Origin of the sequence: Prochlorococcus sp. MIT 1318, from assembly GCF_047304505.1 — a bacterium.
GTDB classification, from domain to species: domain Bacteria; phylum Cyanobacteriota; class Cyanobacteriia; order PCC-6307; family Cyanobiaceae; genus Prochlorococcus; species Prochlorococcus marinus_D.
The window spans coordinates 1,081,644-1,106,579 of record NZ_CP138958.1 but is presented as its reverse complement, the minus strand read 5'-3'; the positions used below and the strand labels follow the sequence as shown (position 1 = coordinate 1,106,579).

Below are 24,936 nucleotides of genomic sequence, written 5' to 3'. Positions count from 1 at the left end.
CCATTAGAAATTGACAAGAAAATTGGGGAGGGTCAAGTTGCACCTTCTCCCGATTCTTGATTGATTCCTATCAAAGGGTTCATCCTTTGCGGTTTTTGATTCGAGCCTGAATGAATCAAAGTGCGGGTGGGGAATGGCATGCTTGCACCATGCACTTCAACCACATCACCAATCTTGAGAAGCAACCTCTGTTGCAAGGCCCAAGCATCGCTTAGATTTCCACTAGAGGAATAACAGACCAAGCGTAGATTCAGACTCGAATCGCCATAGCCGGTGAAATTCACGGCCATTTTCTTGCTCTGATCTACATCTGAATGATTAACTAAAACCTGATAAAGATCACTCACGATCGACTCAATCTTTCTACGATCGCCATAATTAACAACAAATTCAATCCAAATCCTGCGGTTGTCTATATCAGCAATATTAACAACCGGCTTACTTGTAAAGATGTTGTTTGGTATGTACACTGGCTGGCGATCAGAGGAGCGCAATTTGGTATAAAACCAACCGATATGTTCTACATTTCCAGAAAGATTTTCGGAGGGAATATCGATGAAGTCACTTACAACAAAGGGACGGTTAACGTAAAGACTAAGGCCGCTTAAGGAATTCGAGACAATCCCCTTGGCCCCGAAACCCAATGCAAGGGCGCCAACCCCACCGGCGGTAACCAGTACAGCCGGCGAAATGCCCATCAGATGCATCACCTCCAGGCATAAAATGAGCATGGCTGCTATACCGATGGTCTTCTGAACAACATCGAATAGGAACAGCCTGTCTTTTTCACCAAAGCCCTGGAAGCATCTGAGTGGCATAACTGTCTTGGTTTTGCTTGAGCTCCTTCTTCCAAGACAGCAGCGTCCATGAAAGACCTATGACCACAAGAATTCCAAACGCCTTAACACCATCACGCGGGAATTGAATCAATGACGGATCCAACAAATCCAATAGCCAACAAATCACTCCTACAAGTGCGCAACTCAGAGAAATGCTTTGCCTGCTACTGAGAAGCAATCCACGCCGCAACGAACCTGAGCGGAACCTCCTGCCAAAAGTGTCTGGCAACAACCAACTGACAATGGCTAAAACAAGGCCGGCAATCGGCACCTGAAGATTGAGGGGAAGGGGTGTCATCAGAGGCATAAGCAAGATGCATCCGCACAGATTTGAATTGTCTGCGAAGCCCATCGCTGCCAAACGGCCGGCCGGCTCTGATTAGCGAATTCTCCAGATTCTCGATGGCTTGATGGCATTCTCTGCATCAGTTGAACACAGCATGAAGAGGCCATCACCTAGATTGTCTTGATGCCTGGCGGGTACCTCCTTCGGGAGGCAGGTCACTTCTGAAGCCGGTCGGGCCAGAAGTCCAACCTTACCCCCTGCTTTTGCCTCATCCTTTGCTCCCGGACCTGGAAATCCTCGCCTCGGCGACGGCTTCAGGAAAAGGCTACAAACTTTGCTGTGTACAGGTATTCACCCATCTGATTCCTATGACCATCCAGGTGCAGATCCGTCGCAAGGATGGCAGTGATGTCTCCCTCGACGACTGTGCTCATTTCAGCGCTTCTATGGCTGAAGCCCTGGAGGCTTCCCAACTTTTTACTGAAGCGTATGTTCTGGAAATCAGCAGCCCAGGGATCGGAGATCAGCTCCACAGTGATCAGGACTTCCTGACTTTCAGAGGCTTCCCTGTGGAGATCAGCTTCCGCGACGACGATTCAGACCTTCATCAATCCGGTCTCTTGCACAAACGATCCGACGAACATGTGCACATCAACATCAAGGGACGCATTCAACGCATACCACGTAAGGCTGTGACCTGCGTGCGCCTTACCAACCCCACGGGATAAATCACCTTAACGATCAGCTCAGCTTCAGCACTGTTCCACTCTTTCCATCGTCGATGGCTCTCGTTCTACTCCCCGGCCTCAACAACCTGATCGAAGACATCAGCGAGGAGAAGAAACTCCCTACCCAAGTGGTGGAAGCAGCCCTGCGTGATGCCCTCCTCAAAGGATATGAACGCTACCGACGCACTCTTTATTTAGGTATCAGTGAGGACCCTTTCGAAGAAGAGTATTTCAGTAACTTCGATGTTGGCCTAGAGCTGGACGATGAAGGTTATCGGGTCCTGGCTAGCAAAATCATCGTTGAAGAGGTGGAGAGCGAAGACCACCAGATTGCTCTTCAAGAAGTGATGCAAGTCGCTGAAGACGCCCAGATCGGTGACACCGTGGTGCTCGACGTCACCCCCGAGAAAGAAGACTTCGGCCGGATGGCGGCCGCTACAACCAAGCAGGTACTGGCACAAAAGCTACGCGACCAGCAGCGCCGCATGATTCAAGAGGAATTTGCCGATCTAGAAGATCCCGTGCTCACAGCTCGTGTGATCCGTTTTGAACGTCATTCGGTGATCATGGCCGTGAGTTCTGGTCTTGGGCGCCCTGAAGTAGAGGCGGAGCTCCCACGCCGCGACCAGCTCCCCAACGACAATTATCGCGCCAACGCCACCTTTAAAGTCTTTCTGAAGGAAGTCAGCGAAGTGCCCCGACGAGGGCCTCAACTGTTCGTTAGCCGCTCCAACGCAGGACTAGTGGTTTACCTGTTTGAGAACGAGGTGCCCGAAATCCAAGAAGGCTCAGTGCGCATTGTGGCCGTAGCCCGTGAAGCCAATCCTCCGTCTCGTTCCGTGGGCCCACGCACCAAGGTCGCAGTTGACAGCATTGAACGTGAAGTGGACCCTGTCGGCGCCTGCATCGGTGCCCGCGGCTCACGCATTCAGCAAGTGGTTAATGAACTACGCGGCGAAAAAATCGATGTGATCCGCTGGTCACCTGACCCGGGTCAATACATTGCCAATTCCCTTAGCCCTGCTCGCGTTGAGATGGTGCGACTGGTGGATCCAGAAGGGCAGCATGCCCACGTCCTAGTCCCCCCAGATCAACTAAGCCTGGCCATCGGACGAGAAGGACAAAATGTACGCCTAGCAGCTCGTCTAACCGGATGGAAAATCGACATCAAAAACTCTCAGGAATATGACCAGGCCAGTGAGGACACCACCGTCGCCGAGCTGATTTCTCAGCGAGAGGAAGAAGAGGCTCTCCAACGCGATGCCGAAGCCCGTTTGGCTGCTGAACAAGCCACCCGAGCAGAAGAGGATGCACGCCTAAGAGAGCTTTACCCCCTACCGGAAGATGAAGAAGAGTACGACCAAGAAGAACCTGCTAAGACGATGGCTGAAGACGAAAATGAATCCGACGGCCAATCTGACGACTTGAGCAGCCAACCTGACGCCTCAAGCGAACAACTCTCAAATGAAGTATCAGTAGAAGAAGAGGACAGAGCTCGGTGAACCAACGCCCCGTCCTGCGTCGCTGCGTGACCTGTCGTCAACTGCTGGATCGCCAGCAGCTTTGGCGGGTGATACGCGACCATCAGGAGGGTGTAGTCCTCGATGAAGGGATGGGTCGTTCGGCCTATCTCTGTCCAAACGAGGCCTGCCTTGAGGAGGCACTCCGCCGCAAACGTCTACAGAAAGCCCTGCGTTGCCAGGTGCCCAACAACGTTGTGGAGGTGCTGCAAAAGCGGCTCAATCACTCCTTTGATTCCGCCGCTGAGGCAAAATAAACAATGGCCCCGACTTGCTTGGAGCCCCGAGGCACTTCGTGCCCGGACCGACAGGAGCTTTTAATGACCAGCAGCGGCAAAATCAGAATTTATGAGCTGTCCAAGGACCTAGGCCTTGAGAACAAGGACGTGCTCCATGCCGCCGAGAAACTCTCAATTGCGGCCAAGAGCCATAGCAGTTCCATCAGTGACGATGAAGCAAAGAGCATCCGTAGCCTGTTGCGCCAAGGCTCCGCTGCTAATTCAGCTCCACCAAACAAGTCGGAACCTGGAAAGACAATTCTGTCGGTGAAAAAAGCAGCGCCCACTGCCATTAAGGACGTTGCGCCACCAATGCGAAAAGCTACAAGCAGCTCACAGATCTCACAGATCAGCCACGTCAAGCCATCCGCCCCTGCAAACCCCACACCAACAAGCCCTAAACGACCCTCAACTGAATCGGTCGCTCATCCTGCTCCACCGACTCGCCCAGCAAACCCCACTCCAACCCCGACAAGCTCGCCAGCTAAAACAGCAGCTCGACCGGTCAACGCTCCTATCAGTCGTCCAGCAACCCCCAGTCGACCTACCGCTCCTACACCAAGATCAGCAAACAAACCCTCCTCCCCCGTGCCTCCAAGCACGGGGGACAAAGACCCACGTGCCGGTCAGACGTCTACTTCGAGTAAAGCAACCACCGTTAGTGGAAGAGGCCCTCGTCCCAAAATCGTCTCTAGGCCACAATCGCCAGCAACGCCAGGACGCAGCGCACCCCCGGCCAAACCATCAATCCCATCTGATCGCAAAGCTCCAAAGCCAGAACTGGTGGGACGCCCTAAACCAAAGCGTCCTGTCGTAGCCCCTCCGAGCCGACCAGAGCCAGAGGGACAACGCCCTGACAAAAAACGACCCGGAATTAGTCCACGACCGATCGGCGGACCAAATCAGCGCGCTAACACGCCCCAACGACCTGGCGCCCCCATACGGCAAGGCAAAACCAGACCAGGACAGCCTCGTTCTGCCGGCAACACCCTCGAATTAGTGGGCAAGCCCATTCGGCGTGATCGATCCGACGCTGGCTCCGCAGCACGGGATAGCAACAACCGCCCAGGAGCCCCCACCCGCCCAGGTATGCCTGCAGGCATGCGCAAACCGGTGGCACCTGGAGAGCTGATGCAGCTTCAAAAGCCCACCGGTCGACCTGGCACACCACCGCCACGACGAGCGGACGGAACCAGCGTCGGACCCCGCGGAGGATCCGAGGGAGCAACGCCACCAGTTGAACGCCCTGCCACACCCACAGCACCCAAAAGACCTGGTCACCGCCCCGCTCAAGCGCCTGCTGCTGGATCCCCAAGGAGGCCCGGTAGACCGGAGTGGGACGACAGCGCCAAGCTGGAAGCCCTGCGCAACAAGTCTCCCCAGAAGCAGCGCCAGAAGGTGCACATCATTGGGGAAAATGATGATGCCCTCACCGCAGAAACCAGCGGCTACGCAGGAGAACAACAGGCCGTCGTACTGACTGCAAGCCTGGCCCGGCCCGCCAAACCAAAATCGCAGAAAAAGCCCGCCTCTAAACCCGTGGCGGCATTACGCAAGCGCAAAAAAGAAACCACCCGACAAAGGCAACGCCGACGGGCAATGGAGCTGCGTGCAGCCCGCGAAGCGAAGCAGGTCAGGCCAGAAATGCTGATTGTTCCGGAGGCCAACCTCACAGTGCAGGAGCTGGCAGACATGCTCAGCATTGAAAGCTCTGAGATCATCAAATCCCTTTTCTTCAAAGGGATTACCGCCACAGTCACCCAGTCACTAGATCTTCCCACGATCGAAGCAGTGGCAGAGGAGTTCGGGGTGCCTGTCCTCCAGGACGACATTGAGGAGGCAGCCAAAAAAACAACGGAGATGATTGAGGAGGCTGATCTAGCCCACCTGATCCGCCGTCCCCCTGTGGTGACCGTGATGGGTCATGTCGATCACGGCAAAACCAGCCTGCTGGATGCAATCCGCAAAGCCAGGGTTGCCGCGGTTGAAGCCGGAGGCATCACCCAGCACATCGGCGCCTATCAGGTGGAGATCGATCATGGCGGTCAGCCCCGCAAGATCACATTCCTTGACACACCAGGCCACCAGGCTTTCACTGCCATGCGCGCCCGCGGCACCAAAGTCACGGACATAGCAGTACTAGTGGTTGCTGCTGACGACGGTGTACGCCCTCAGACCCTGGAGGCCATCAGCCACGCACGCGCTGCCAAGGTTCCGATCATTGTGGCGATCAACAAAACAGACAAGGAGGGAGCCTCTCCAGAACGGGTCAAGCAGGAACTTTCTGATCAGAACCTGCTCTCCGAAGAGTGGGGAGGTGATGTGGTGATGGTTCCCGTAAGTGCCATCAAGGGCGAGAACATCGACAAACTTCTCGAGATGATTCTGCTGGTAACCGAAGTTGAGGATTTGCAGGCCAACCCTGACCGTCTGGCCAAAGGCACCGTTATCGAGGCTCACCTCGATAAGGCCAAAGGACCTGTTGCCACATTGCTAATCCAGAACGGCACCCTCAAAACCGGAGATGTACTCGCTGCCGGCCCAGTGCTTGGCAAGGTGCGAGCCATGGTCGACGACAGCGGAGCCCGACTCAAACAAGCTGGTCCGTCTGGTGCCGTAGAGGCCCTCGGCTTCAGCGAAGTGCCAACAGCCGGAGATGAATTTGAGGTCTACCCAGATGAGAAGTCAGCAAGAGCCGTTGTGGGAGAACGCGCCTCCGATGCCCGTGCCACCAGGCTGGCCCAACAGATGGCCTCAAGGAGGGTGTCCCTCGCAGCCATTTCTGGCCAAGCAAGCGATGGCGAACTCAAGGAACTCAACCTGATTCTCAAAGCCGACGTTCAAGGCAGTGTGGAAGCCATCTTGGGATCCTTGGAACAATTGCCGAAGGATGAGGTACAGGTTCGCGTGTTGCTCTCCGCACCAGGTGAAATCACCGAAACTGATGTGGATCTTGCTGCTGCATCCGGGGCTGTGATTGTGGGCTTTAACACATCCATGGCCTCTGGAGCCAAGCGGGCCGCGGATGCCACGGGTGTAGACGTTCGTGATTACGACGTGATCTACAAGCTTTTGGAAGACATCCAGATGGCTATGGAAGGTCTACTAGAGCCAGAACTGGTGGAAGAATCGCTTGGAGAAGCAGAAGTGCGTGCCGTCTTTACCATCGGCAAGAGCGCCGTGGCGGGCTGTTACATCACCGCAGGCAAGCTGCAGCGCAACTGCAGAGTGCGCGTACGGCGTGCCAAACAGGTGGTATTCGAAGGCGATCTCGACTCCCTACGCCGAAATAAAGACGACGTCAAGGAGGTGGCCACAGGCTTCGAGTGCGGCATCGGCTGTGATCGCTTTGCTAACTGGGAAGAACGCGACATCATTGAAGCTCACAAACTAGTGACCAAGCGACGCACGCTGAGTAGCTCATGAGGTTTCGCCCCACCTACAACTTGTTGTGATTGCCCAACGCGAACCACTGCTCTGGCTTCAGCTCATCGCTATTGGGGCGATCCCGATAGAATTGCTATTACTGAGACTGGTTTTAGCCGGGGCAGATCTGGGGCCTGTTCCAGTCTTCGAACGTCTACTCACCTGGGCTGTAGCGGTGTTAACGCCAACCCTCGTCCTCTGGAAACGCCCTGCCGACTGGGGATCACTACTGCTCCTGCGGCGCCCACTGAGTCAACGCTCAGAGGCCCAGCGTCAGCTCAGTGGTCTTCAGCAGAGCTTGATCCCTCGCTTGAGCCTCTTGGTTGGATCAACAGCCCTACTCGCAATGTTCTGGTGGATCGATCAATCTTCCATTTTGGTGATGGACCTCTCGCCATTACAAGGCAGCTCTCGACTGGTCACACTGCTTACGGCCATCCCCCTACTTGCTCTCGTTCTTTGGCAGTGGCAACAGCTCACCCAGAGCCTCTGGCTTCTAACCCGCTCCGACCAGGAACTTGCCCAGGCCCCCTCTTTAAGCGAAGAACAACTTCAGCATGAACGACTTTGCCTGGGGTTGAGTCTGCTCACCATGCCGGCACTCCAAACCACTCCTTCAAGTTCCGCGACGGCGATCAATCCAAAGCAACCAACCAGTAAGGAGAAGCGCTCCGATCTGAATGGAGACATCAGAGAGGGGAACAATGCTCCCGGAAGAGGCACGCAAGCCCATCGTCAACAGACCGATACAGGCGGAAGCGAAGAAAGCGAACCAGAACACCCGCCGGAAACCCCGCCAAGGGCTGAGTGACTCTTGGATCAGTCGTTCTCTTAGCTCAGGATCCAACTTTGAGCCAGGACCAGAAGAGTCGCCCAACAGTTCAAAAGCACAATGCTTAAATGTTAAGTTAAAAAGACTGCCGGTGTAGCTCAGGGGTAGAGCAACTGATTCGTAATCAGTAGGTCGCAGGTTCAATTCCCGTCACCGGCATCAGCCATAAGGGGGCTAACTCAAGGGTAAATTGAAACGAATACGCTAATATCTAACCAACAGCCAACAAGGAAGAATAAGTCGACATTAGTGATGGAAATATCAAATACGATTTTTGTATTATAAACCATTTTCCGAATGGAACAGGATTAAAAAAAAAGGAATAGCTCCAGTACATGTTGGAACAGATTAGAAAACATTTACGCTTCTAATTTACATCTACAAACTAATAGGTCCCTGACGCATTATTCTAGACGTATAGAGCTTAAAGATAGAATTAATATCAGTCAAAGCAACCCTGAGAATGGATCCCTAATATCAGTAATAAATACCCTAGCAATAGGGCTATTCAATAAATACATATTGACAGGAAAGCAGCGAAACCTTTTCTTAGATCAAGTATTCAATGGAATAGCTCTAAAACTAATATTAAAAATGGTGACTGTATTCTATCAGGAATATACAACCAGCTGAGGCTTATCAATTATTATTTTGAATTCCATTTTTTTATTTGCAATGGCAGCGAGTAATCAGGTACAGCGATATGGCGACAATCGTTCAAGTCTAATTTGCATGTAAAAAATTCTAATTGCTTGGCAATACAGTTTATGCTAAGGGAACGCTTATGAATATATTGGTCAGTAACTACATCGAAGAGCTTGCCGGCATTATAAAGTATGCTTTCAGAAACTAGTACTATGGACTGATCATAGTTTTGATTATCATGAATATCCCTTCTCAATACATTGATGCTATCAATAAGATCGCTTATGTGTATAGCAGAGATATAGGAGCATGGATCTCTGAGCTTTGACCGAAAACCTTTAATTTTATTATAAAAGACTTCGATTACAGTGCACGGCTTTGGCCTATCACCAAAGACAACAGGCAATCTTAAAGAAGATATACTCTTGCAAGTATTTAAGCCAAATAACATGTTTTCAAGTGCTACTTTTGAAGCTATATAGTTGTTGTATCCAAGCTTTAGGGTTTTGCAAATGTTAATGGCTGCCGTCGAAACAAAAAAGTAATAATTGCATCGACTGGAGTTCTCCGCAAGACGAAAATATGTAGAAGCAAGAGAGTCCGTTGAACATATGTCGTAGCCATCAGCTCTACAGGAAAAGTCAATAATAATATTACTAAATGGTATATCAGATGGTTTTATATAACCTTTGACCTGGTCAGAGCTTTCACTTCTAGAACTAAAACTAACGCCACATTTATCAGTCAACGATAACTGAAGATTTTTGCATATATATCCACTTGCACCAAGGAAAGTAACATCAATCATTTTTTTATTATATATTCTTGAAGAACAAGTATGTCTAGACCAGAGGAATAAAAAGTTTTTATTGCATCCTCAGGTTTTTCCACATTTGGCTCTCCATTAAGATTAAAGGATGTATTTAACAACACTGGGACACCAGTAATAGAGTAAAATTGTTTAATTAGGGAATAAAAGTTTTTATTTACATGAGGACTTACCGTTTGTAATCTCGCCGTCCCGTCTTTGTGCATTACAGCAGGAATTTTATCTGACCATTTATTTTTAACTCGCAAGACCCTTTCCATATATAAAGTCTCAACATAGTCTTCAAAAATATCGTCACAATATTCTTCTAAAACTGCTGGAGCAAATGGTCTGAAGTCTTCTCTATATTTAATCGCCCTGTTTAATCGATTTTTGGTGTTAACAAATCGTGGGTCGCCGAGAATGGATCTGTTACCTAAAGCTCTTTGCCCGAATTCAGATCTACCATAGAAAAACCCAACTATTTTGCCATTTGCAATATATTGAGCAGTTTTATTTATAATATCCAAATCCCTTTCATAGACAATATTGAATTTCTTAAGAATATTTTCAATGTATATATTGCTATAGATTCTACCTGTATATATATATTCTGAGGGTTCACAGATAAAAAGTTCTTGCTGTGAATGAATACTTCCTAATATCGCTGCTCCTAGGGAAATTCCACTATCATCGGGACATGGCGGTATGTAAAAGCTCTTACCAGGAAATTTACTATTTAACTTTCCATTGCACAAACTGTTCATAGCACATCCCCCCGTTATTGTAATATTTTTAATCCCAGTATATTTTGATGACTTGTCAACTAGTTCATATAATAGCTCTTCAAATGTATCCTGTACTGCTAACGCTAGTGAATAATATACTTGTATATTATGATGTGTATTTGACCAACTCAGAAGTGGAGAAAGTTCAAGCCGATTTTGTAGATCTGGTTGAATCCACGATTTTCCATAAACATCAGGTTGATCGTAACCAAAATACTTCATATCCTGTTTAATGCTAAGATTATCTATAGTTATGATCTCATCCAATATTCCTTTAAATTTAAAATAATATTTATCTCTAGATCCCATTGCAGAAATAGCCATAAATTTCCATTCATCAGAGTGAGGCTTAAATCCAAAGAACTGCGTGAAGGAACCATAAAACAAACCTAATGAGCTTGGAAAAAGGGAAAATCCCAATTCGGCATATTGGGATTTACTTATAATATTTATCGAAGAAGTCTTACGTTCGCCTCTGCCGTCGATACTTATGTTAAGCGACTCATTAAATCCAGAGAGTTGATGACTACAATATGAATGACATTTGTGGTGATCAAAATAAATGATTCTACTTCTAATTCCATCAATTTGAATCTCTGTATATTGAGGGTCGAGAACATCACTTCTCATTGATTGTATATAATTTGGTATGGCGTAAAGCATTTCTGCTCTCCATCGCGGTGTTTTGGAAAATCTTGGATGCAGGGTATTGAAGTACTGAGCCGGGTTCCAGCCTACACAGACAAGATCTATATCCTCAATAGAGCTATTAGTTATGTGCAGTATTTCGTTAATCGATTTTAGAGGAAATCCTTGAAAGCCTTTTTGTCGATTAAGCCTTTCTTCAGCGATTGCCCCAACAATTCTTCCACTATCTATCATTGTTGCAGATGAAATCCACAGGTCATGACCAACTCCAAGGATTTTCATAGCTTTTATGTAACAATTTTGATAATAGAGGGTTTTAAAAGCTTACAAAGTTTAAATCGATGCGTTAATAAATACAAGATGGAGACTTAGTAAGTATAGCCGATCGACTTGTAACAGGATAGGTTTTGATTAGTATAAAACCAATTTATAGTTTCTCTAAGGCCATTTATAAATCCTGCTTTACCTAGGAATTTTGGCTCCCAATCAGTTAGTTTCTTAATTTTAGAATTATCCCCAAACAATCTGTAAACTTCAGATGCTTCAGGCCTGACTCTTTGTTGTTTGGTCTTAACTACAATCTCTGTATCTAGTAACCTTGAAATAATCTCTACAACTTCCTTTATTGAAACCTCAAAGTTACTTGCACAGTTTATAACGTGCCCAATTGTAGTTTTTGAATTGCATACTTTAATGAATGCATCACAAGTATCAAATACATGGGTGAAATCTCTAGTAGGTATTAATGATCCAAGGCTAACTGTTTTTTTACCTTGGATGGCTTGCATGATGATAGATGGGATAACAGCTCTAAGGCTCTGTCGTGGTCCATATGTATTAAATGGCCTTAGAATTGTTAATGGCAAATTGAAACTTTTGTGGAAACTCAAGCAGAACTGATCTGCTGCAATTTTACTTGCTGCGTATGGTGATTGAGCGTTTAAGGGATGTTCTTCATCCATAGGAACATAAAGAGAATTTCCATAACATTCAGAAGTTGAAGTATGTATAAGACGCTCTACATTATGCTGAAGGCAACTATTTAGAATATTAATTGTTCCAAGAGTGTTAGTCTGTACATAACTTATTGGCGATGAGTAGCTGTATGGAATTGATATAAGGGCCGCAAGATGATAAACAATATCTACATCGGCTAACAAATTATTTATTTGTGCCGCATCTCTAATGTCACCATGAATTATATTAATCGAATCATACTCATCTTGGCTAATTGTATCCAGCCACCCCGATGAAGACCAAGAATTGTATTGACATAATGCCTTGACATCATATTTTCTATTAAGCAAGAATTGGCAGAGATGGGAGCCAATGAATCCGTCAGCACCAGTTACAAGAGCCTTCATTATATTATTTATATTTTTCTATCATAGCGTCCAGCCTCCATCTACTTTCAAATTATGGCCAGTAATATATGCGGATCTAGGTGAAGCGAGGAATAGTATTGCATTGCTGATGTCTACTTCTGAGGCCATGCGTTTTAATTTTGTCTTTTTGACGTAGCGTTCTACAAAATTTGATGGCTGGTTTCTAAATATGCCACCTGGACTAATACAATTGACTCTTATGGAAGGACCAAGAGTAGCTGCCAACCATTTAGTGAGTTGAATCAATCCAGCTTTTGATACAGCATATGCAGCAGGATTACCCATATTAGTCCCTTCATATAAGGTCCAGTCAGGGACTGAATGACCATATAGCGACGAAATGATTATGATACTACCTCTATGATTAGCCAATGGTTTAGAAAGTAATTGCGTTAACGCAAATGCGGGCTGCAAGCTAACCTGCAAACATCTATCCCATGTTTCGTGTGATTGTTGGTCAAAGCTTACATTCCAGCCACTTAATTTAGATTCGCCAACAAATGAGGCGTTATTTATAAAAATACCAACTCTTTCAAGTTTACAATGTGAATCACGAAGAGAATTGATATAGTCTGGGTGCTCAAAGTCTAAGTAATGAGTCTCAATAAGTACAGGGTAGTCTGCCTGTAATGCAGACTGTAATTCAGCAAGTTTATCTTTAAACCTATCTAATAGAATTAGGTTGCACCCATTAATAGCAAGGGCCTCTGCGGTGTTTTGGCCTATATGACCTGTTGCTCCAGTAATGAGTGCTGTATTACCTTCGAGTGAGAGCCAAGATTCCATTCTTTGGACTACCATTGATTAGCATAAGCATGCTTAATAATAGCTTCGTAGAGATCTATGTCAGCTGGACAATCAATTTCGTATTTGGAAAATGGATGCGAAATAATTGAGCCTGTTGAATCTCCTAAAAAACCTGGAGATTCGCGGAAAGAGCGAACATAGGATAGATAGAATGTACCATCCAAATAAAAGGTAGGTTGAATATCCTGCCTCCTTAAATCATTTGGCAGGTGTAAATCAAGCAAAGGTGATAGCATTCCAGGTGAAATATCATTTCTATTTAATTGAAATTGATAGGCTTCTGATTTTGCCTCAGATACACTTACTGCTTTTCTACATTTCTGTCCTGTTAAAATTGAATGAATTAATTGAAAATCTGACTTTGTCCTGAAAGGGGAGGTGGGTTCAAGTAATACCAATATATCGTTGTCTGAGAGTAGCTCATTATTAATTAGATCAATGATAACATCAGAAGTTTTTGCGGTATCTGTTGATAAGTAATCTGGTCGAAGATATGGTACATAAGCACCTAAATCTGTTGAAATATCTGCAATTTGTTGATCATCAGTGGTTACAATGGTTTTATCTATCAATGTAGACTTTAATGCAAATTCAATTGTCCATTCAACCAGTGGCTTGCCACACAAGTTACAAAGATTTTTTTTTGGAATTCCTTTTGAACCAGCTCTGGCAGGAATTATAGCGATCGTTCTAGACATTAGTTCAACCTCTTGAAGCTAGGTTTACATATTTTACCAATGCAAAGTTTGTGGACTGGTAAGTTTTGATTTAGATAATCTGAAATCTTTGAGAATACATTTTTGACAGCTGAAGCGTATAGATTTATTGAGTTAGAATCGTGTGCAATGGATGGATAAAATTGTGTGGTGGCAAGAATTCTTCGGTCAAGCATCATTTCAGTAAAAGCAGTCTTTAATATGCTTGAGTTATCTCCTGTAAAGCGAAATACAGGTAAAGCATCAAGACCAGAAACGTCTAACTCTATTTGGTAATCTGCCCCATATTTCATCCATATCTCTTTCACTTGCTTGCCAAGGTTAGGTAAAGTAAGCCATGTTGTTTCTCTATCGATAATTTCCAATGTCTTTAAAGCGGCATTTGGGCCAATAGCCTCTGTCCAGAAAGTGCTGCTAATGAATGTATCTATGGCATGCTCCATAATATCCCTTCTACCTAATACAGCTGTTATTGCATAGCCGTTACCTAATGCTTTGCCTAAAATACACATATCTGGAGCTACCGGCGAGTTAAGGTGTACACCACCATTTGCCTCTCTAAATCCTGATGTACACTCGTCAAAGATGAGAATTATACCCTTATTATCACAGATCTCTCTAATCGATTCTAGGTATCCATTTGCGGGTTTAAACATACGCGTGGGTTCCATTTTTAAGACGCCTATATCATCATTTAATTTGATTTTCTCTAAATCATCAAAATTATTATACCTTATGGGGATAACAGTGTCTTTTAATATACTGGGAACTCCTTTTGAACCTAGACCTTCTAGTAAATGTTCTCCAAGTTGATCATTATCAGCAATATTGGCTGCTAAATACCAATCATGCCATCCATGATAACCACATATAGCGACCTTATCTCTGCCCGAGGCCGCTCTAGCGATTCGGATAGATATTGCATTAGCCTCTCCTCCTGTCCGAGCAAATCTAACCATATCTGACCACGGATGTAGATCGACTAAGGCTTTCGCTAGTGCAACCTCAGCAGGGCAATTTAGACTAGACATGACTCCATTCTTGACTGTTTTTATTACATGTTCATCTACCTCTGTATTAGCGAATCCTAATGTGCATGCTCCTATACCGTTACTAGCAAAATCTATAAACTGATTTCCGTCCAAATCCTCAACAACATACCCTTTGGCTTTTTTATAATAACAAGGCCAGTATTCAGGAGAGAAGAGATTTTTATTTTTAGATAGTAGCATACTACCACCAGGGATATAGTAATTAGCCTCTTCCCAGAGATTCATCCCAAGAGAAAGGTTTAGCATTGAGTGTAAACAGATATGATGATTTTAACCAACTAGAATGCAAAGCATTGTTTTCAAGGTGGTTATTATTATATATATTAAACTAGTACTCTGCCTGCTAGCTCTAGTTTTAGTTCATTCTATGAGTTTTAAGAGTTGAAATGCCTCTGCGTACTTAGCACCTACTTGTATACCTCTTGTCATTGCCTGGGCTTTTATTGCTTCCAATGATCTTGGGAATGGAAAACTATTTGTCTCTGTCTTGTAAATACTAAGCAATTTTAATTTGGCCTCAATGATTTCACTTGAGAGTGGTAGAAAGTAATTAGGCCTGAAGTTATTATATCTGCTATCTAAAGCTATATCTGTTTCCGATAATGTCTCATAGCACATTATTTGTTGCACATAATTTTGCCTAAAAGGCTTACAACATTTTGTCGCTATTTCAAAGCAAATTGTATGATCGGAGTGGATATCACTAGGATTAGGAAGCAGTACTATGTTAGGCATATGAAGTTTAAAAATATCTGAAAAGGCTAGTATGATCTCCTTTTGATTTATTGAATCTAAAGATGCTGCAGGAAAATTCATATATTTACTTTCAATACCTTTTAACTTTAATTGCTGGTAGATCTTTTCTCTTTCTAATGCCTTGCTCTTGATATATGAATCTTCCCAATCTCCATCCTTACTTGTAGTTACATAGACGACCATAATATGATTAGAGTCGTATGATTTTTTTAATAAATATCCACCACATCCGAGAATTTCATCGTCAGGATGGGGAGCAATGATCAATATATTCTTTTTCATAAAAATGTAGCGCCCCTTAAAAGATTTAATTCAGCCCCTATCATCTGACATTCTACGGATGAATCAAATGTCTTGACTATTATAGAGCCTGACATAATTTCTAGCACCGTGCCTGGAATAATATTGGGATTGTTATTCTTGTGAATTTTGCAGCTTAGTATTTTTAGGGATTTACCTTTGTAAGTGAAATGAGCATAAGGATATGGTTCGCTAAGTGCTCTAACTAAATTATAAATTGCTTGAGAACTCATCCTCCAATCAATCAGACCATCATCTGTGGATCTCTTTCTCCAATAGTTCACTTCTTCTGGATTCTGCTCTTTATAAATAATTTGTTTATTCTGAATTAGATGCATTATTTCCAATAACTGTTGAGAGGCTATCTTCCCTATTCTATTATATAGAGATCTTGCGTTATCCTCACAAAGAATGTCTATTGCCTTCTGGTGAATTATATCGCCCGAGTCGCATTCTTCATTCATTCTGAAGAATGTAGATCCTGTCTTGTCTAATCCTAATATTAATGCCCAAATCAAAGGATGTCGTCCTCGATTTTTTGGCAAGTAGGACGGATGATAACCAATTGTACAAACACAAGGGATCTCAATTATAGTTTTTGATAGTATATGAGACCATCCCAAACATAACAGGTAATCTGGATTTTTTGTCCGTAACCATTTCTCTGTATTGATATCATTACCATTCTCTGTAATATGAATAGGTATATTGTTTTTTCTAGAAAATACCGATAGATCGATAAAATCGGAATTTTGAATGGACTTTTTCTTAGTGATAAGGCCAGCGACTGGCCATTTATTGTCTATTAACGACTGAAGGCATACTTGTGTAAATTCAACGCAACCAATCACGATTATTTTCATTTAGACATAATATCATTGAACTTTTTGGTTGTTAAATCGCGAGTATCTAGGTTTTTAAGAATTTCTATGATTTGGTTGGATGCCCCTCCATAGCCATATGGGAATGAATGCATTTGACTAACTAGTATTTGTTGATCTGGTGAAAACAGTCTATCTATTGCTTCAGAAATCTCTTTTACACCTGTGCCACAATCAATAATGCTTGGCATTCTAATTCTGCCAGCTTGCCTATCTCCTATATTGATTGTGCTTTTCTTAAAGTAAGGGACTTCCATTATCCCACTCGACGAGTTTCCTAATACACCGTCAGCGTATGCAAGACAGGAAAAGTATCGGTCCTTGCCCAGCGAATTTACAATAATTGCGTTTCTTCTTCTGGAACAAAACTTTTTAACCGTGTCGAATATGACTCGACTATAAGTATCCGCATTTACTCCTGTAAATAGCAGATTTATATCACTATGTAATTCCAAGGCTTTTATTATACTTTCAATTTCTTCCTTGTTATCTGAAGCTGTCTTAAGGGTCGTGGGATGATGTGTAACTATGAGTGATTTTTCTCCAAAGTCAAATCCTATTTCACGCTCCAATGTTCTCTTATCTTTAATAGATGTATTTTTAATAGCATCCACCCCCAATCCTCCAACATTATATATATATTTTGGATCTTCTCCCATTTGAATTATTCTTCTACGGTAAGTTTCTGCAACAACAAAATGTATATGTGACATTTTTGTTATACTGTGCCTTATTGAATCATCTATCAAACCCTGAGTTAGCTCACCTCCATGAATATGTGCAATTGGTATATTTGCAAGCATTGTTGATGTACATGCCGCGTGAATTTCATATCTATCCCCTAACAAAAGAACACATTCAGGTCTCTCTTTCTCTAGCAAATCTGCTAATCCAATCATAAGAGTAGCGGAAGACTTAGTAATTGCTCTAGGAGTATCACTTCCTATTAACATTTCAATTTCATATGATATTGGGATGCCATCTTGTCTTATTTCATCTACGGTGTAGCCAAGTTCATTTGATAGGTGTGAAGCCGTAACAACTAGGCATAGCTCAATATCCTTATCATCATTTGCCATCCTGATTATTTCCTTCAGCAACCCATACTCGGCTCTTGATCCCGTAATTATGCACAACTTTTTTAACTTTTTTGCCATTTAGATTTGCTCACCTGCTTTATACGTTCTTTTTGCTTGTGAGCCGACTATAGTATCCCATTCCATTGGAGACATTCCTGTTGCAGGTCTTTTGCATGTAATCATCTTTTCTCTAATTAATTGGCCCTCTAAGATGTCAGTTGTAGCATATATTGATTTCCTAATATTTATTTTATTCTTATCCTCTGACACCTGAGATAGTTTTATACCATTGCCCATCGCTAATTGAATATTTCTAATTGATTCCACCATTCGTTTGAACATTTTAGGCTCTGTGCTAGCAATATGATCGGGCCCATTCATTCCTGTATCTAGTGTAATATGTTTTTCTATTATAGATGCTCCAATTGCTACCGCAGCTATTGCGACCTCAATTCCTATTGTATGGTCTGAATATCCAATTGGCATTTGAAATCTATTGTGCATTGTTTTGATGCAATTCAAATTGACTTCATTGTAAGGTGCTGGATATTCACTTGTACAATGCAGGAGTGTAATCCTGTCCCTACAATTTAAAATACTTATAGCTGACTCGATTTCACTCATGTCACTCATTCCTGTCGATAGGATTATGTCCCACTTGTACTTTGATAGATTTCTAAGATATGGCAAATTAGTTATTTCACCTGAGGGCACTTTTACCTTACTCATGTTAAAATCTGACAACATTTCTATTCCTTCAATATCAAACGGAGAGCAAAGGTACTGAATTCCTTTGTCAAAACAATATTGCTTCAACATAATATGGTCTTCCTTCTCAAGAGATAGTTTGCTTAGCATTTCATACTGGCTGCTTGCTGCTACCTGAGATTTTTGATAGTCAGCAAGTTGCGCATCATTCGATGCTAAGTGTTCAGCTTTCCATGCCTGAAATTTAATAGCATCACAACCGCAATCTTTGGCAGCATCGATTAATTCTTTGGCTTGCGATACTGATCCATTGTGGTTAACCCCAGCCTCGGCAACGATAAATACCAATTAATTTTTCACTCTATTCATGCTAAGCTACAAGAAGGCACTTGGCAAGTACTAAAACGCCATCTATTCTACAGTTGATATTATTATTTACTGCTTTGATTCTACTATTAGAAGCTAAGAACTTATTGGCGATGATCAATGTATTGCGATAATTTGCGTTTAATCTTTTTCATTCTTACAATTCAACTTTCTTTTAAAGTTAGAGTTCCAAACATCTTCATGGTTAAAAGTATGAGCTTCCAAGTTCCTATACTAGCTTTACTCGTTTCTGGGGCAAATCTATAGATCATTACCATCTAATGTATGCTTTTTGAATATCTTTAATTCCCATGCTTGATATCATTTTGTATATAGCCTTTACAAGGTCACCACTCTCTTCTCTATATTTTATATTGGCTTAGATCTTTTCTTGTTAAACATGGCTTTATTTAAGTTAGTCTTTAATGCAAGTATATAAGTTATGCTTTGCCATAATTTCAGTGCTTCAACCTAGCTTATTTTTCATATAGCTGTTTGCCATGACATGTTGACTAAGCTTTTACTTAATACCTGTATTCTAAGGGGCTATTTCCTTCTTAAATCTAGCTTTGCATAACAATCTCATCTCGTATTAGATACATTCTTTTAATAGCTATATTCTTGTCTTGCCTGTGCCAGTGCATCCGGATCACCAACATCAATCCAATAATCAGAGAATGGATAAACCGAAACCGGGACTTTATCCATAATACTTTCTAGGATTGTTGGCATATCTATCCTCTCGACTTTAGTTCTTTTCATTATTATATCTGAATTCAGTACATATATTCCTGCATTTACAAAATGTAAGTATCTTGGCTTTTCGGTTATGCTAATTAACTTGCCATCCTTTACATCAACAACACCATATGGTATCTGTACTTCATAAGTTTTCACGCACATTGTTGCTCCAGATCCGCTCTCAACATGAGATTTTAGAAGTTGTCTTAGATTAAGGTTGCAGAGGACATCCCCATTTATTACTACAATAGGTAGGTTATCTCGTTCTTTTAATAAGGATAGTGAGCCAGCTGTTCCCAATTCCTTCCCTTCTTCGATATATTCTATCTCTACACCCCAATCACTACCATCTCTAAAGTAATCTATTATTTTCTCCTTCATATAATTTACAGATATCGTGATTTTTCGTAGTCCTTGATTCCTACATGTATAAATAATTAGTTCAAGTATTGGCTTATCGCCGATGCATACCATTGGTTTAGGACATCTTTCTGTATATGGTCTTAATCTCGTTCCCTTACCCCCAGCCATGATAATTACTCTATTATCCAACTCATATATTGGCTTTTTATTTTCCCTGATTTTTAAATCTACTAGCCTCCCCTTCTCATCTATTAAAGGTAAGTGCTCAAGATCATAACAATCCATATATTTCAGAGTCTCTTCATTTGTTGCTGTATCTAATAATGCTTTAAAATTTTTATTCATGAATGTCGAAACTGAAGATCTAACTGACTTACCACTAAGTATCGATCTTCGAATATCGCCATCTGTAATGACCCCCAGTAGTTTTTCATAGTCATCAATAACAAAAGCTACCCCTAAGCCATTTTTTTCAATTACTTCTAGAGTGGTCTGCATGGTAGAATCTTTATAGATCACACAGTTTGAAAGATCCAATAATTTAAATTTCTATTATAACAACTATATCATACACATAGTTATGGCTATTCATTCCGTTCCCATAAGTGCTGCCATTAACCTCCTTGCTTCATTCTTTATTATTTTAGGTTCAACTTTTGATTCTATAAGATTAAATAATCCAATTGGTAACCCCACCCTATAAATCGTTTCTATTCTGTTTCTTACTTCTTCACCTACTGAGTTTTGAGAGTTATCGTAAGTTCCTGTCATCACGTCATTAATTAAATTCATTAATTCATATTTATCTTTGAACGTTTTTTCATTTAGCCCTAGTTCTGCATACGGAGCAATGCTCGAACAAATCACATCTATGCCTATATACTGAGCCTCTATCCCAATACTTCCGTGGTGCGTAATTAATAGCTTTTTACATCCATAGTTATTGTTCAGAATTGAGTAGTTACTTGCATGAGGAGTTATAATCATAAGGCGAGACTGATGCTCCTTTACTATTCCATCTATCAATTTACCTATTCCATCAACTTCCAGTTGATAAAGATCAGCTCTTCTTTCCTTATGCCTAGAATCAAATACATGTGGATGCGGCTTAATAGCTAAGTAACTTTTTTTGTCAAAACTTAAGACTAAATTAGCCGCTATTGAATAATAATCATCTAGTGTTGGAAAACCTGAATATCCATTTTGGTGTAACCCATCTGCGAATGAGTTCATGTATAGAAATACAATCCTGGATGGCTCTCTATTTGAATGTGTAAGTAAATTTTGAATTTCCTCCGGTCCGCTTACAATCTGAGATTTTGTTAGAGAGTTTATTTTTATATCCTCTATACCTATTCCTGTGTTACTACTATCGCCAGAATCCACAGTAGGCGTTTTAATGAGGTTTTTCAGTGTATAACAGATTTCATCTTTTGAATAATGCCTTATACCTCTCATTGACGCTTCCCATCTAAAGTGATTTGTGTATTCTGAGCAATTATTACCAGATTCTTTTACCTTATAATTTATATTCTTTGAATATGAATATGTGAATTTATGTGGATGCAATACCTTGACCCCTAAAAAACCCATGCATTCAGACGTCCATCCTTTTTCATAGACATCATGAGTGAATATAGCGTATTTTACTTTCTTAACTCTATGCAAATAATCACAATACAAATATATCCTTAATAGATCCGCAATTGTATTACATAACTCTTTCGAAGAATTAATATTCATACGATCTTGCCTATACAGAAATGCAATTAAATAGTTTCCAAGCCTTAGTCCATTGAAGGTTAATTTCGCGACCAATGCTCGGTCTGAATGTGTCTTTAGCGAATATTCACCATTCAAGAGCGCGGATATATCTAGATTTAGAAGTTCTCTCCCCATAGTCTGCCCATACATTTCCCAGTCAACACCTTTCAGTATTTCTGAAGCATTAATTGTTTTGTGTCTCGTTTTCATTTCATTTGTATAAAATGATGCATTATTATTACCACCAAGAAAATCCATATAGATTAATTGTAAATCTCCACTACTCTTTATTTCTTCTAATAAGTAGCGCACACATTCTTCGTAAAATAACCCGCCAGTGGTTTCAATTGCAAGCATTGTGAATGTTCTAGATGCTTCTTGCAAACAGTTTAGCCTATGCCTTGCATGTGTAATCCTGATATCTTAATCTGTTAAGTTAAGGCGCATGAAGTTTACCCATAACCTTTATTATGGGATGTCAACTGAAGGCATCTTATGAATGACTGCAGTAGTGCTACCTGCTATTAATCCTACTAAGTAATAATATCACCTATACAACATCATTTCAATTATGGATTCAAATCGCCTGAGGCGAATGCACGATAGTTACAAAAAAGATGCGCGAGTTGATGAGGTGTTTGTCGTCTTGACTATCGGCGCCAGCATGATTGCCACACTGGGGCTTCAAGCAAACAGTGCTGCGGTGGTGATTGGAGCGATGGTTGTCGCCCCATGGATCGAGCCCCTACGAGCAAGTGCCTTCGCCGTGTTAATTGGCGACATAAGACTGTTGATGAATGCCCTCCTAAGCCTCTTCGTAGGAGTGTTCATTACTATCTTGCTCTCCGCCTTGCTGGGAGAAGTCGCGAACCTCCCCAAATTGGGTTCGGAAGTCTGGGACCGCACAAGTCCAAATCTGCTCGATCTAGGCATCGCCTTAGTCGCAGGTGCAATGGCCATATACGCAAAATTGCGCCGAGACGCCGTGAGTTCCCTCGCAGGCACAGCCATTGCCGTGGCTCTCGTTCCACCGGTCTGTGTGATGGGTCTATTAATTTCTTATCAAAACTGGGCCGATGCCTTTGGGGCCGGATTGCTATTCGCTACCAACCTGCTCGGCATTCTTAGCGGGGGGCTTGTGATGATGGCCTGGAAAGAACCCTCCTTTCTTCAGCGACTAAGAGAAAGCAACCTCAGCGCCGCCAAATTTTTAGTGACGTTTGGCTTAACAGCACTACTGCTGATCCCCCTAACCAAACAGTTTGTGAGCCTTGTTGGCGAAAAGGATAGGGAGCAGACGCGTGACCAAATTCAACGCACGATTGAGACCTTTCTGAAGCGAGAGACCCTGACCTTCGGTGGCAAGGAGGCGAAGGCAAAAGTGGCAAGCCTTGAGATCACATGGGAAAAGAACCCACCAGAGATTCTTCTTGTGGTATTAGTGACCAACCCTGCACAGCCCAGCCTCAAGCAGGTCTCAGCTGTACAGAAAGAAATCAACAAACGCCAAGAGCTGGATTACCAACTCATTGTTCAACGCGTTGTTGTTGTAGAAGGTCCTCCAGAGGAACCCAATCTAATCACAGGGAAAGAAGGGAAACTGATCAAAGATCCCACTCCAGAACTCGCCACAGATACCATTAAAGACACAGAAGAACAGTTTCAAATACAACAACTACGCATAGATCAGGAGCAAAAAAATATGCAACAAAGAACTCATGAAGCGACAACTCAACCAGCTGAGGCCAAGACTCCCTGAAGACCTAAGACTTTGACTTTGAACCTGATTCTAAAATTCTTGTTTTGATTATTTCAAAAACACCCTGAGTTAACTGATCTGAACTAACGCAGCAGAACAAGCAAAAAAAAACCCCCTCTTGAGAGGGGGTTGTGAGGTTCAGCTGCTGCCAAACCTTGTATTGAGGATGATCAGATCAGCCAATCGCAGGAGCAATCAGAGCCACAGGTGTGGACTCAGCAGCTGCCAGGTCGAGAGGGAAGTTATGAGCATTGCGCTCGTGCATCACTTCCATACCGAGGTTGCTGCGGTTGAGCACATCAGCCCAGGTTGGTACAACTCTGCCTTGGGCATCGAGAACCGACTGGTTGAAGTTAAAGCCGTTCAAGTTGAAGGCCATGGTGCTAATACCCAGTGAGGTGATCCAGATGCAGATCACCGGCCAGGCAGCCAGGAAGAAGTGCAGACTGCGGCTGTTATTGAAGCTGGCATACTGGAAGATCAGACGACCGAAATAACCGTGGGCAGCCACGATGTTGTAGGTCTCTTCCTCTTGGCCGAACTTATAGCCGTAGTTCTGAGACTCGGTTTCGGTGGTTTCACGAATCAACGATGAGGTCACCAGTGAACCGTGCATGGCGGAGAACAAACTGCCGCCAAACATGCCCGCCACACCAATCATGTGGAAGGGATGCATGAGGATGTTGTGCTCTGCCTGGAACACCAACATGAAGTTGAAGGTTCCAGAGATGCCTAAAGGCATGCCATCCGAGAAGGAACCCTGACCAACGGGATAGATCAGGAAAACAGCAAAGGCTGCCGACAGCGGTGCGCTGTAGGCCACACAGATCCAAGGGCGCATGCCCAAGCGGTAGGAGAGTTCCCATTGGCGACCCAACCAGCAACAAATGCCGATCAGGAAGTGGAACACAACAAGCTGGTAAGGACCGCCGTTGTAAAGCCACTCATCAACAGAAGCAGCTTCCCAAATGGGATAAAAGTGCAGGCCGATGGCGTTGCTGGAAGGAACAACAGCACCAGAAATGATGTTATTGCCGTAGAGGAAAGAGCCAGCAACAGGCTCACGGATACCGTCGATATCAACCGGCGGTGCCGCAATAAAGGCAATGGTGAAGCAGATGGCAGCTGCCAACAGCGTGGGAACCATCAGGACACCGAACCAACCCACATAAATGCGGTTATTGGTGGAGGTGACCCAATTGCAGAAGGATTCCCAGCCACTGAGGCGACCACTGCGAATGGTGGTGGTCATTGAGTTAAGTAAGAAAAAGAGCCCCCGAAGGGACAGCTAAAAAACGCAGGCAAACCTGCTAGATCCAATTGTAAAGGAACATTGCGCAATCTGTAAATGGATTGCGCTGGAAAAGATGTAGTCCTTGGCATCCACAAGGGAACCCCAGGAAAACTTAAGTTTTTTGGCCATGGATCCCTGCAGCAGCTCTTGGCTCTGATCCGCTGGCA

Annotated in this window: 20 protein-coding genes, 1 tRNA gene and 1 pseudogene; 7 read left to right on the top strand and 15 right to left on the bottom strand. The window is 43.4% G+C overall.

From position 1 onward, the window contains the following. Window positions 1-32: 32 nt before the first annotated feature. A complete protein-coding gene (locus SIB66_RS05465; protein WP_413410275.1) occupies window positions 33-731 on the bottom strand; it encodes a mechanosensitive ion channel family protein in 699 nt (232 codons plus the stop codon). A gap of 55 nt (window positions 732-786) precedes the next feature. Beyond that, entirely contained in the window at window positions 787-1,137 is a 351-nt protein-coding gene (locus SIB66_RS05460; protein ID WP_236070241.1) for a hypothetical protein, read from the bottom strand. 251 nt (window positions 1,138-1,388) lie between these two features. On the opposite strand from SIB66_RS05460, the gene rimP reads away from it, so the two are divergent. The 5 genes and pseudogenes from rimP to SIB66_RS05435 form a co-directional block, all read left to right on the top strand. Continuing rightward, window positions 1,389-1,853, top strand: coding sequence for a ribosome maturation factor RimP (gene rimP, locus SIB66_RS05455; protein ID WP_063406352.1), 465 nt, complete (start codon window positions 1,389-1,391; stop codon window positions 1,851-1,853). 53 nt (window positions 1,854-1,906) lie between these two features. Continuing rightward, complete coding sequence (gene nusA / locus SIB66_RS05450) at window positions 1,907-3,355, top strand: transcription termination factor NusA (RefSeq protein ID WP_063406353.1); 1,449 nt, start codon at window positions 1,907-1,909, stop codon at window positions 3,353-3,355. Then, window positions 3,352-3,630: a YlxR family protein gene (locus tag SIB66_RS05445; protein ID WP_063406354.1), complete on the top strand. Its 279-nt coding sequence runs from the start codon at window positions 3,352-3,354 to the stop codon at window positions 3,628-3,630. Before nusA ends, SIB66_RS05445 begins: the two co-directional genes overlap by 4 nt. 63 nt (window positions 3,631-3,693) lie before the next feature. Next, window positions 3,694-7,077 (top strand): translation initiation factor IF-2, encoded by a 3,384-nt coding sequence (infB, locus tag SIB66_RS05440; protein WP_063406355.1) that lies wholly within the window; start codon window positions 3,694-3,696, stop codon window positions 7,075-7,077. Between the two features lie 25 nt (window positions 7,078-7,102). Next, window positions 7,103-7,612: pseudogene (locus tag SIB66_RS05435) on the top strand (low-complexity tail membrane protein); the annotation flags it as partial. Window positions 7,613-7,693: 81 nt separating this feature from the next. On the opposite strand, the gene SIB66_RS05430 reads toward SIB66_RS05435, so the two are convergent. Beyond that, window positions 7,694-7,858 carry a photosystem II assembly family protein gene (locus SIB66_RS05430; protein WP_413410354.1) on the bottom strand — a complete coding sequence of 55 codons (165 nt, stop codon included), beginning with the start codon at window positions 7,856-7,858 and terminating at the stop codon, window positions 7,694-7,696. 138 nt (window positions 7,859-7,996) lie between these two features. Between SIB66_RS05430 and SIB66_RS05425 the strand changes: the two genes are divergently transcribed. Then, window positions 7,997-8,068 (top strand) — tRNA-Thr (locus SIB66_RS05425). Between the two features lie 1,290 nt (window positions 8,069-9,358). Here SIB66_RS05425 and SIB66_RS05420 read toward each other — a convergent pair. From SIB66_RS05420 to SIB66_RS05370, 11 genes are all read right to left on the bottom strand, one after another. Then, window positions 9,359-11,080, bottom strand: coding sequence for a carbamoyltransferase (locus tag SIB66_RS05420; protein WP_074160841.1), 1,722 nt, complete (start codon window positions 11,078-11,080; stop codon window positions 9,359-9,361). An 86-nt stretch (window positions 11,081-11,166) separates the two neighbouring features. Further along, window positions 11,167-12,162, bottom strand: coding sequence for an SDR family NAD(P)-dependent oxidoreductase (locus SIB66_RS05415; RefSeq protein WP_236070242.1), 996 nt, complete (start codon window positions 12,160-12,162; stop codon window positions 11,167-11,169). A gap of 21 nt (window positions 12,163-12,183) precedes the next feature. After that, window positions 12,184-12,969: an SDR family oxidoreductase gene (locus tag SIB66_RS05410; protein ID WP_236073756.1), complete on the bottom strand. Its 786-nt coding sequence runs from the start codon at window positions 12,967-12,969 to the stop codon at window positions 12,184-12,186. 8 nt (window positions 12,970-12,977) lie between these two features. Then, complete coding sequence (locus SIB66_RS05405) at window positions 12,978-13,688, bottom strand: acylneuraminate cytidylyltransferase family protein (protein ID WP_063406361.1); 711 nt, start codon at window positions 13,686-13,688, stop codon at window positions 12,978-12,980. Continuing rightward, window positions 13,688-14,983 (bottom strand): aminotransferase class III-fold pyridoxal phosphate-dependent enzyme, encoded by a 1,296-nt coding sequence (locus SIB66_RS05400; protein ID WP_236070244.1) that lies wholly within the window; start codon window positions 14,981-14,983, stop codon window positions 13,688-13,690. The genes SIB66_RS05405 and SIB66_RS05400 overlap by 1 nt, the downstream gene beginning before the upstream one ends. A gap of 135 nt (window positions 14,984-15,118) precedes the next feature. Continuing rightward, entirely contained in the window at window positions 15,119-15,781 is a 663-nt protein-coding gene (locus SIB66_RS05395; RefSeq protein WP_236070245.1) for a PIG-L deacetylase family protein, read from the bottom strand. An 11-nt stretch (window positions 15,782-15,792) separates the two neighbouring features. Continuing rightward, window positions 15,793-16,677 carry a methionyl-tRNA formyltransferase gene (locus tag SIB66_RS05390; RefSeq protein ID WP_063406364.1) on the bottom strand — a complete coding sequence of 295 codons (885 nt, stop codon included), beginning with the start codon at window positions 16,675-16,677 and terminating at the stop codon, window positions 15,793-15,795. After that, window positions 16,674-17,852: a UDP-N-acetylglucosamine 2-epimerase gene (gene neuC, locus SIB66_RS05385; RefSeq protein WP_063406365.1), complete on the bottom strand. Its 1,179-nt coding sequence runs from the start codon at window positions 17,850-17,852 to the stop codon at window positions 16,674-16,676. Before neuC ends, SIB66_RS05390 begins: the two co-directional genes overlap by 4 nt. After that, entirely contained in the window at window positions 17,853-18,830 is a 978-nt protein-coding gene (neuB, locus tag SIB66_RS05380) for an N-acetylneuraminate synthase (protein ID WP_063421628.1), read from the bottom strand. Window positions 18,831-19,454: 624 nt separating this feature from the next. Next, on the bottom strand, window positions 19,455-20,450 hold the full coding sequence (locus SIB66_RS05375) for a nucleotidyltransferase family protein (RefSeq protein ID WP_063406367.1): 996 nt from the start codon (window positions 20,448-20,450) through the stop codon (window positions 19,455-19,457). Window positions 20,451-20,540: 90 nt separating this feature from the next. After that, entirely contained in the window at window positions 20,541-22,073 is a 1,533-nt protein-coding gene (locus SIB66_RS05370) for a hypothetical protein (RefSeq protein WP_063406368.1), read from the bottom strand. A gap of 214 nt (window positions 22,074-22,287) precedes the next feature. Here SIB66_RS05370 and SIB66_RS05365 point away from each other — a divergent pair, with 214 nt between their 5' ends. Beyond that, window positions 22,288-23,475 (top strand): DUF389 domain-containing protein, encoded by a 1,188-nt coding sequence (locus SIB66_RS05365; protein ID WP_063421630.1) that lies wholly within the window; start codon window positions 22,288-22,290, stop codon window positions 23,473-23,475. 175 nt (window positions 23,476-23,650) lie between these two features. Here SIB66_RS05365 and psbA read toward each other — a convergent pair whose 3' ends face one another. After that, a complete protein-coding gene (psbA, locus tag SIB66_RS05360) occupies window positions 23,651-24,727 on the bottom strand; it encodes a photosystem II q(b) protein (protein WP_011129798.1) in 1,077 nt (358 codons plus the stop codon). Window positions 24,728-24,936 lie beyond the last annotated feature (209 nt).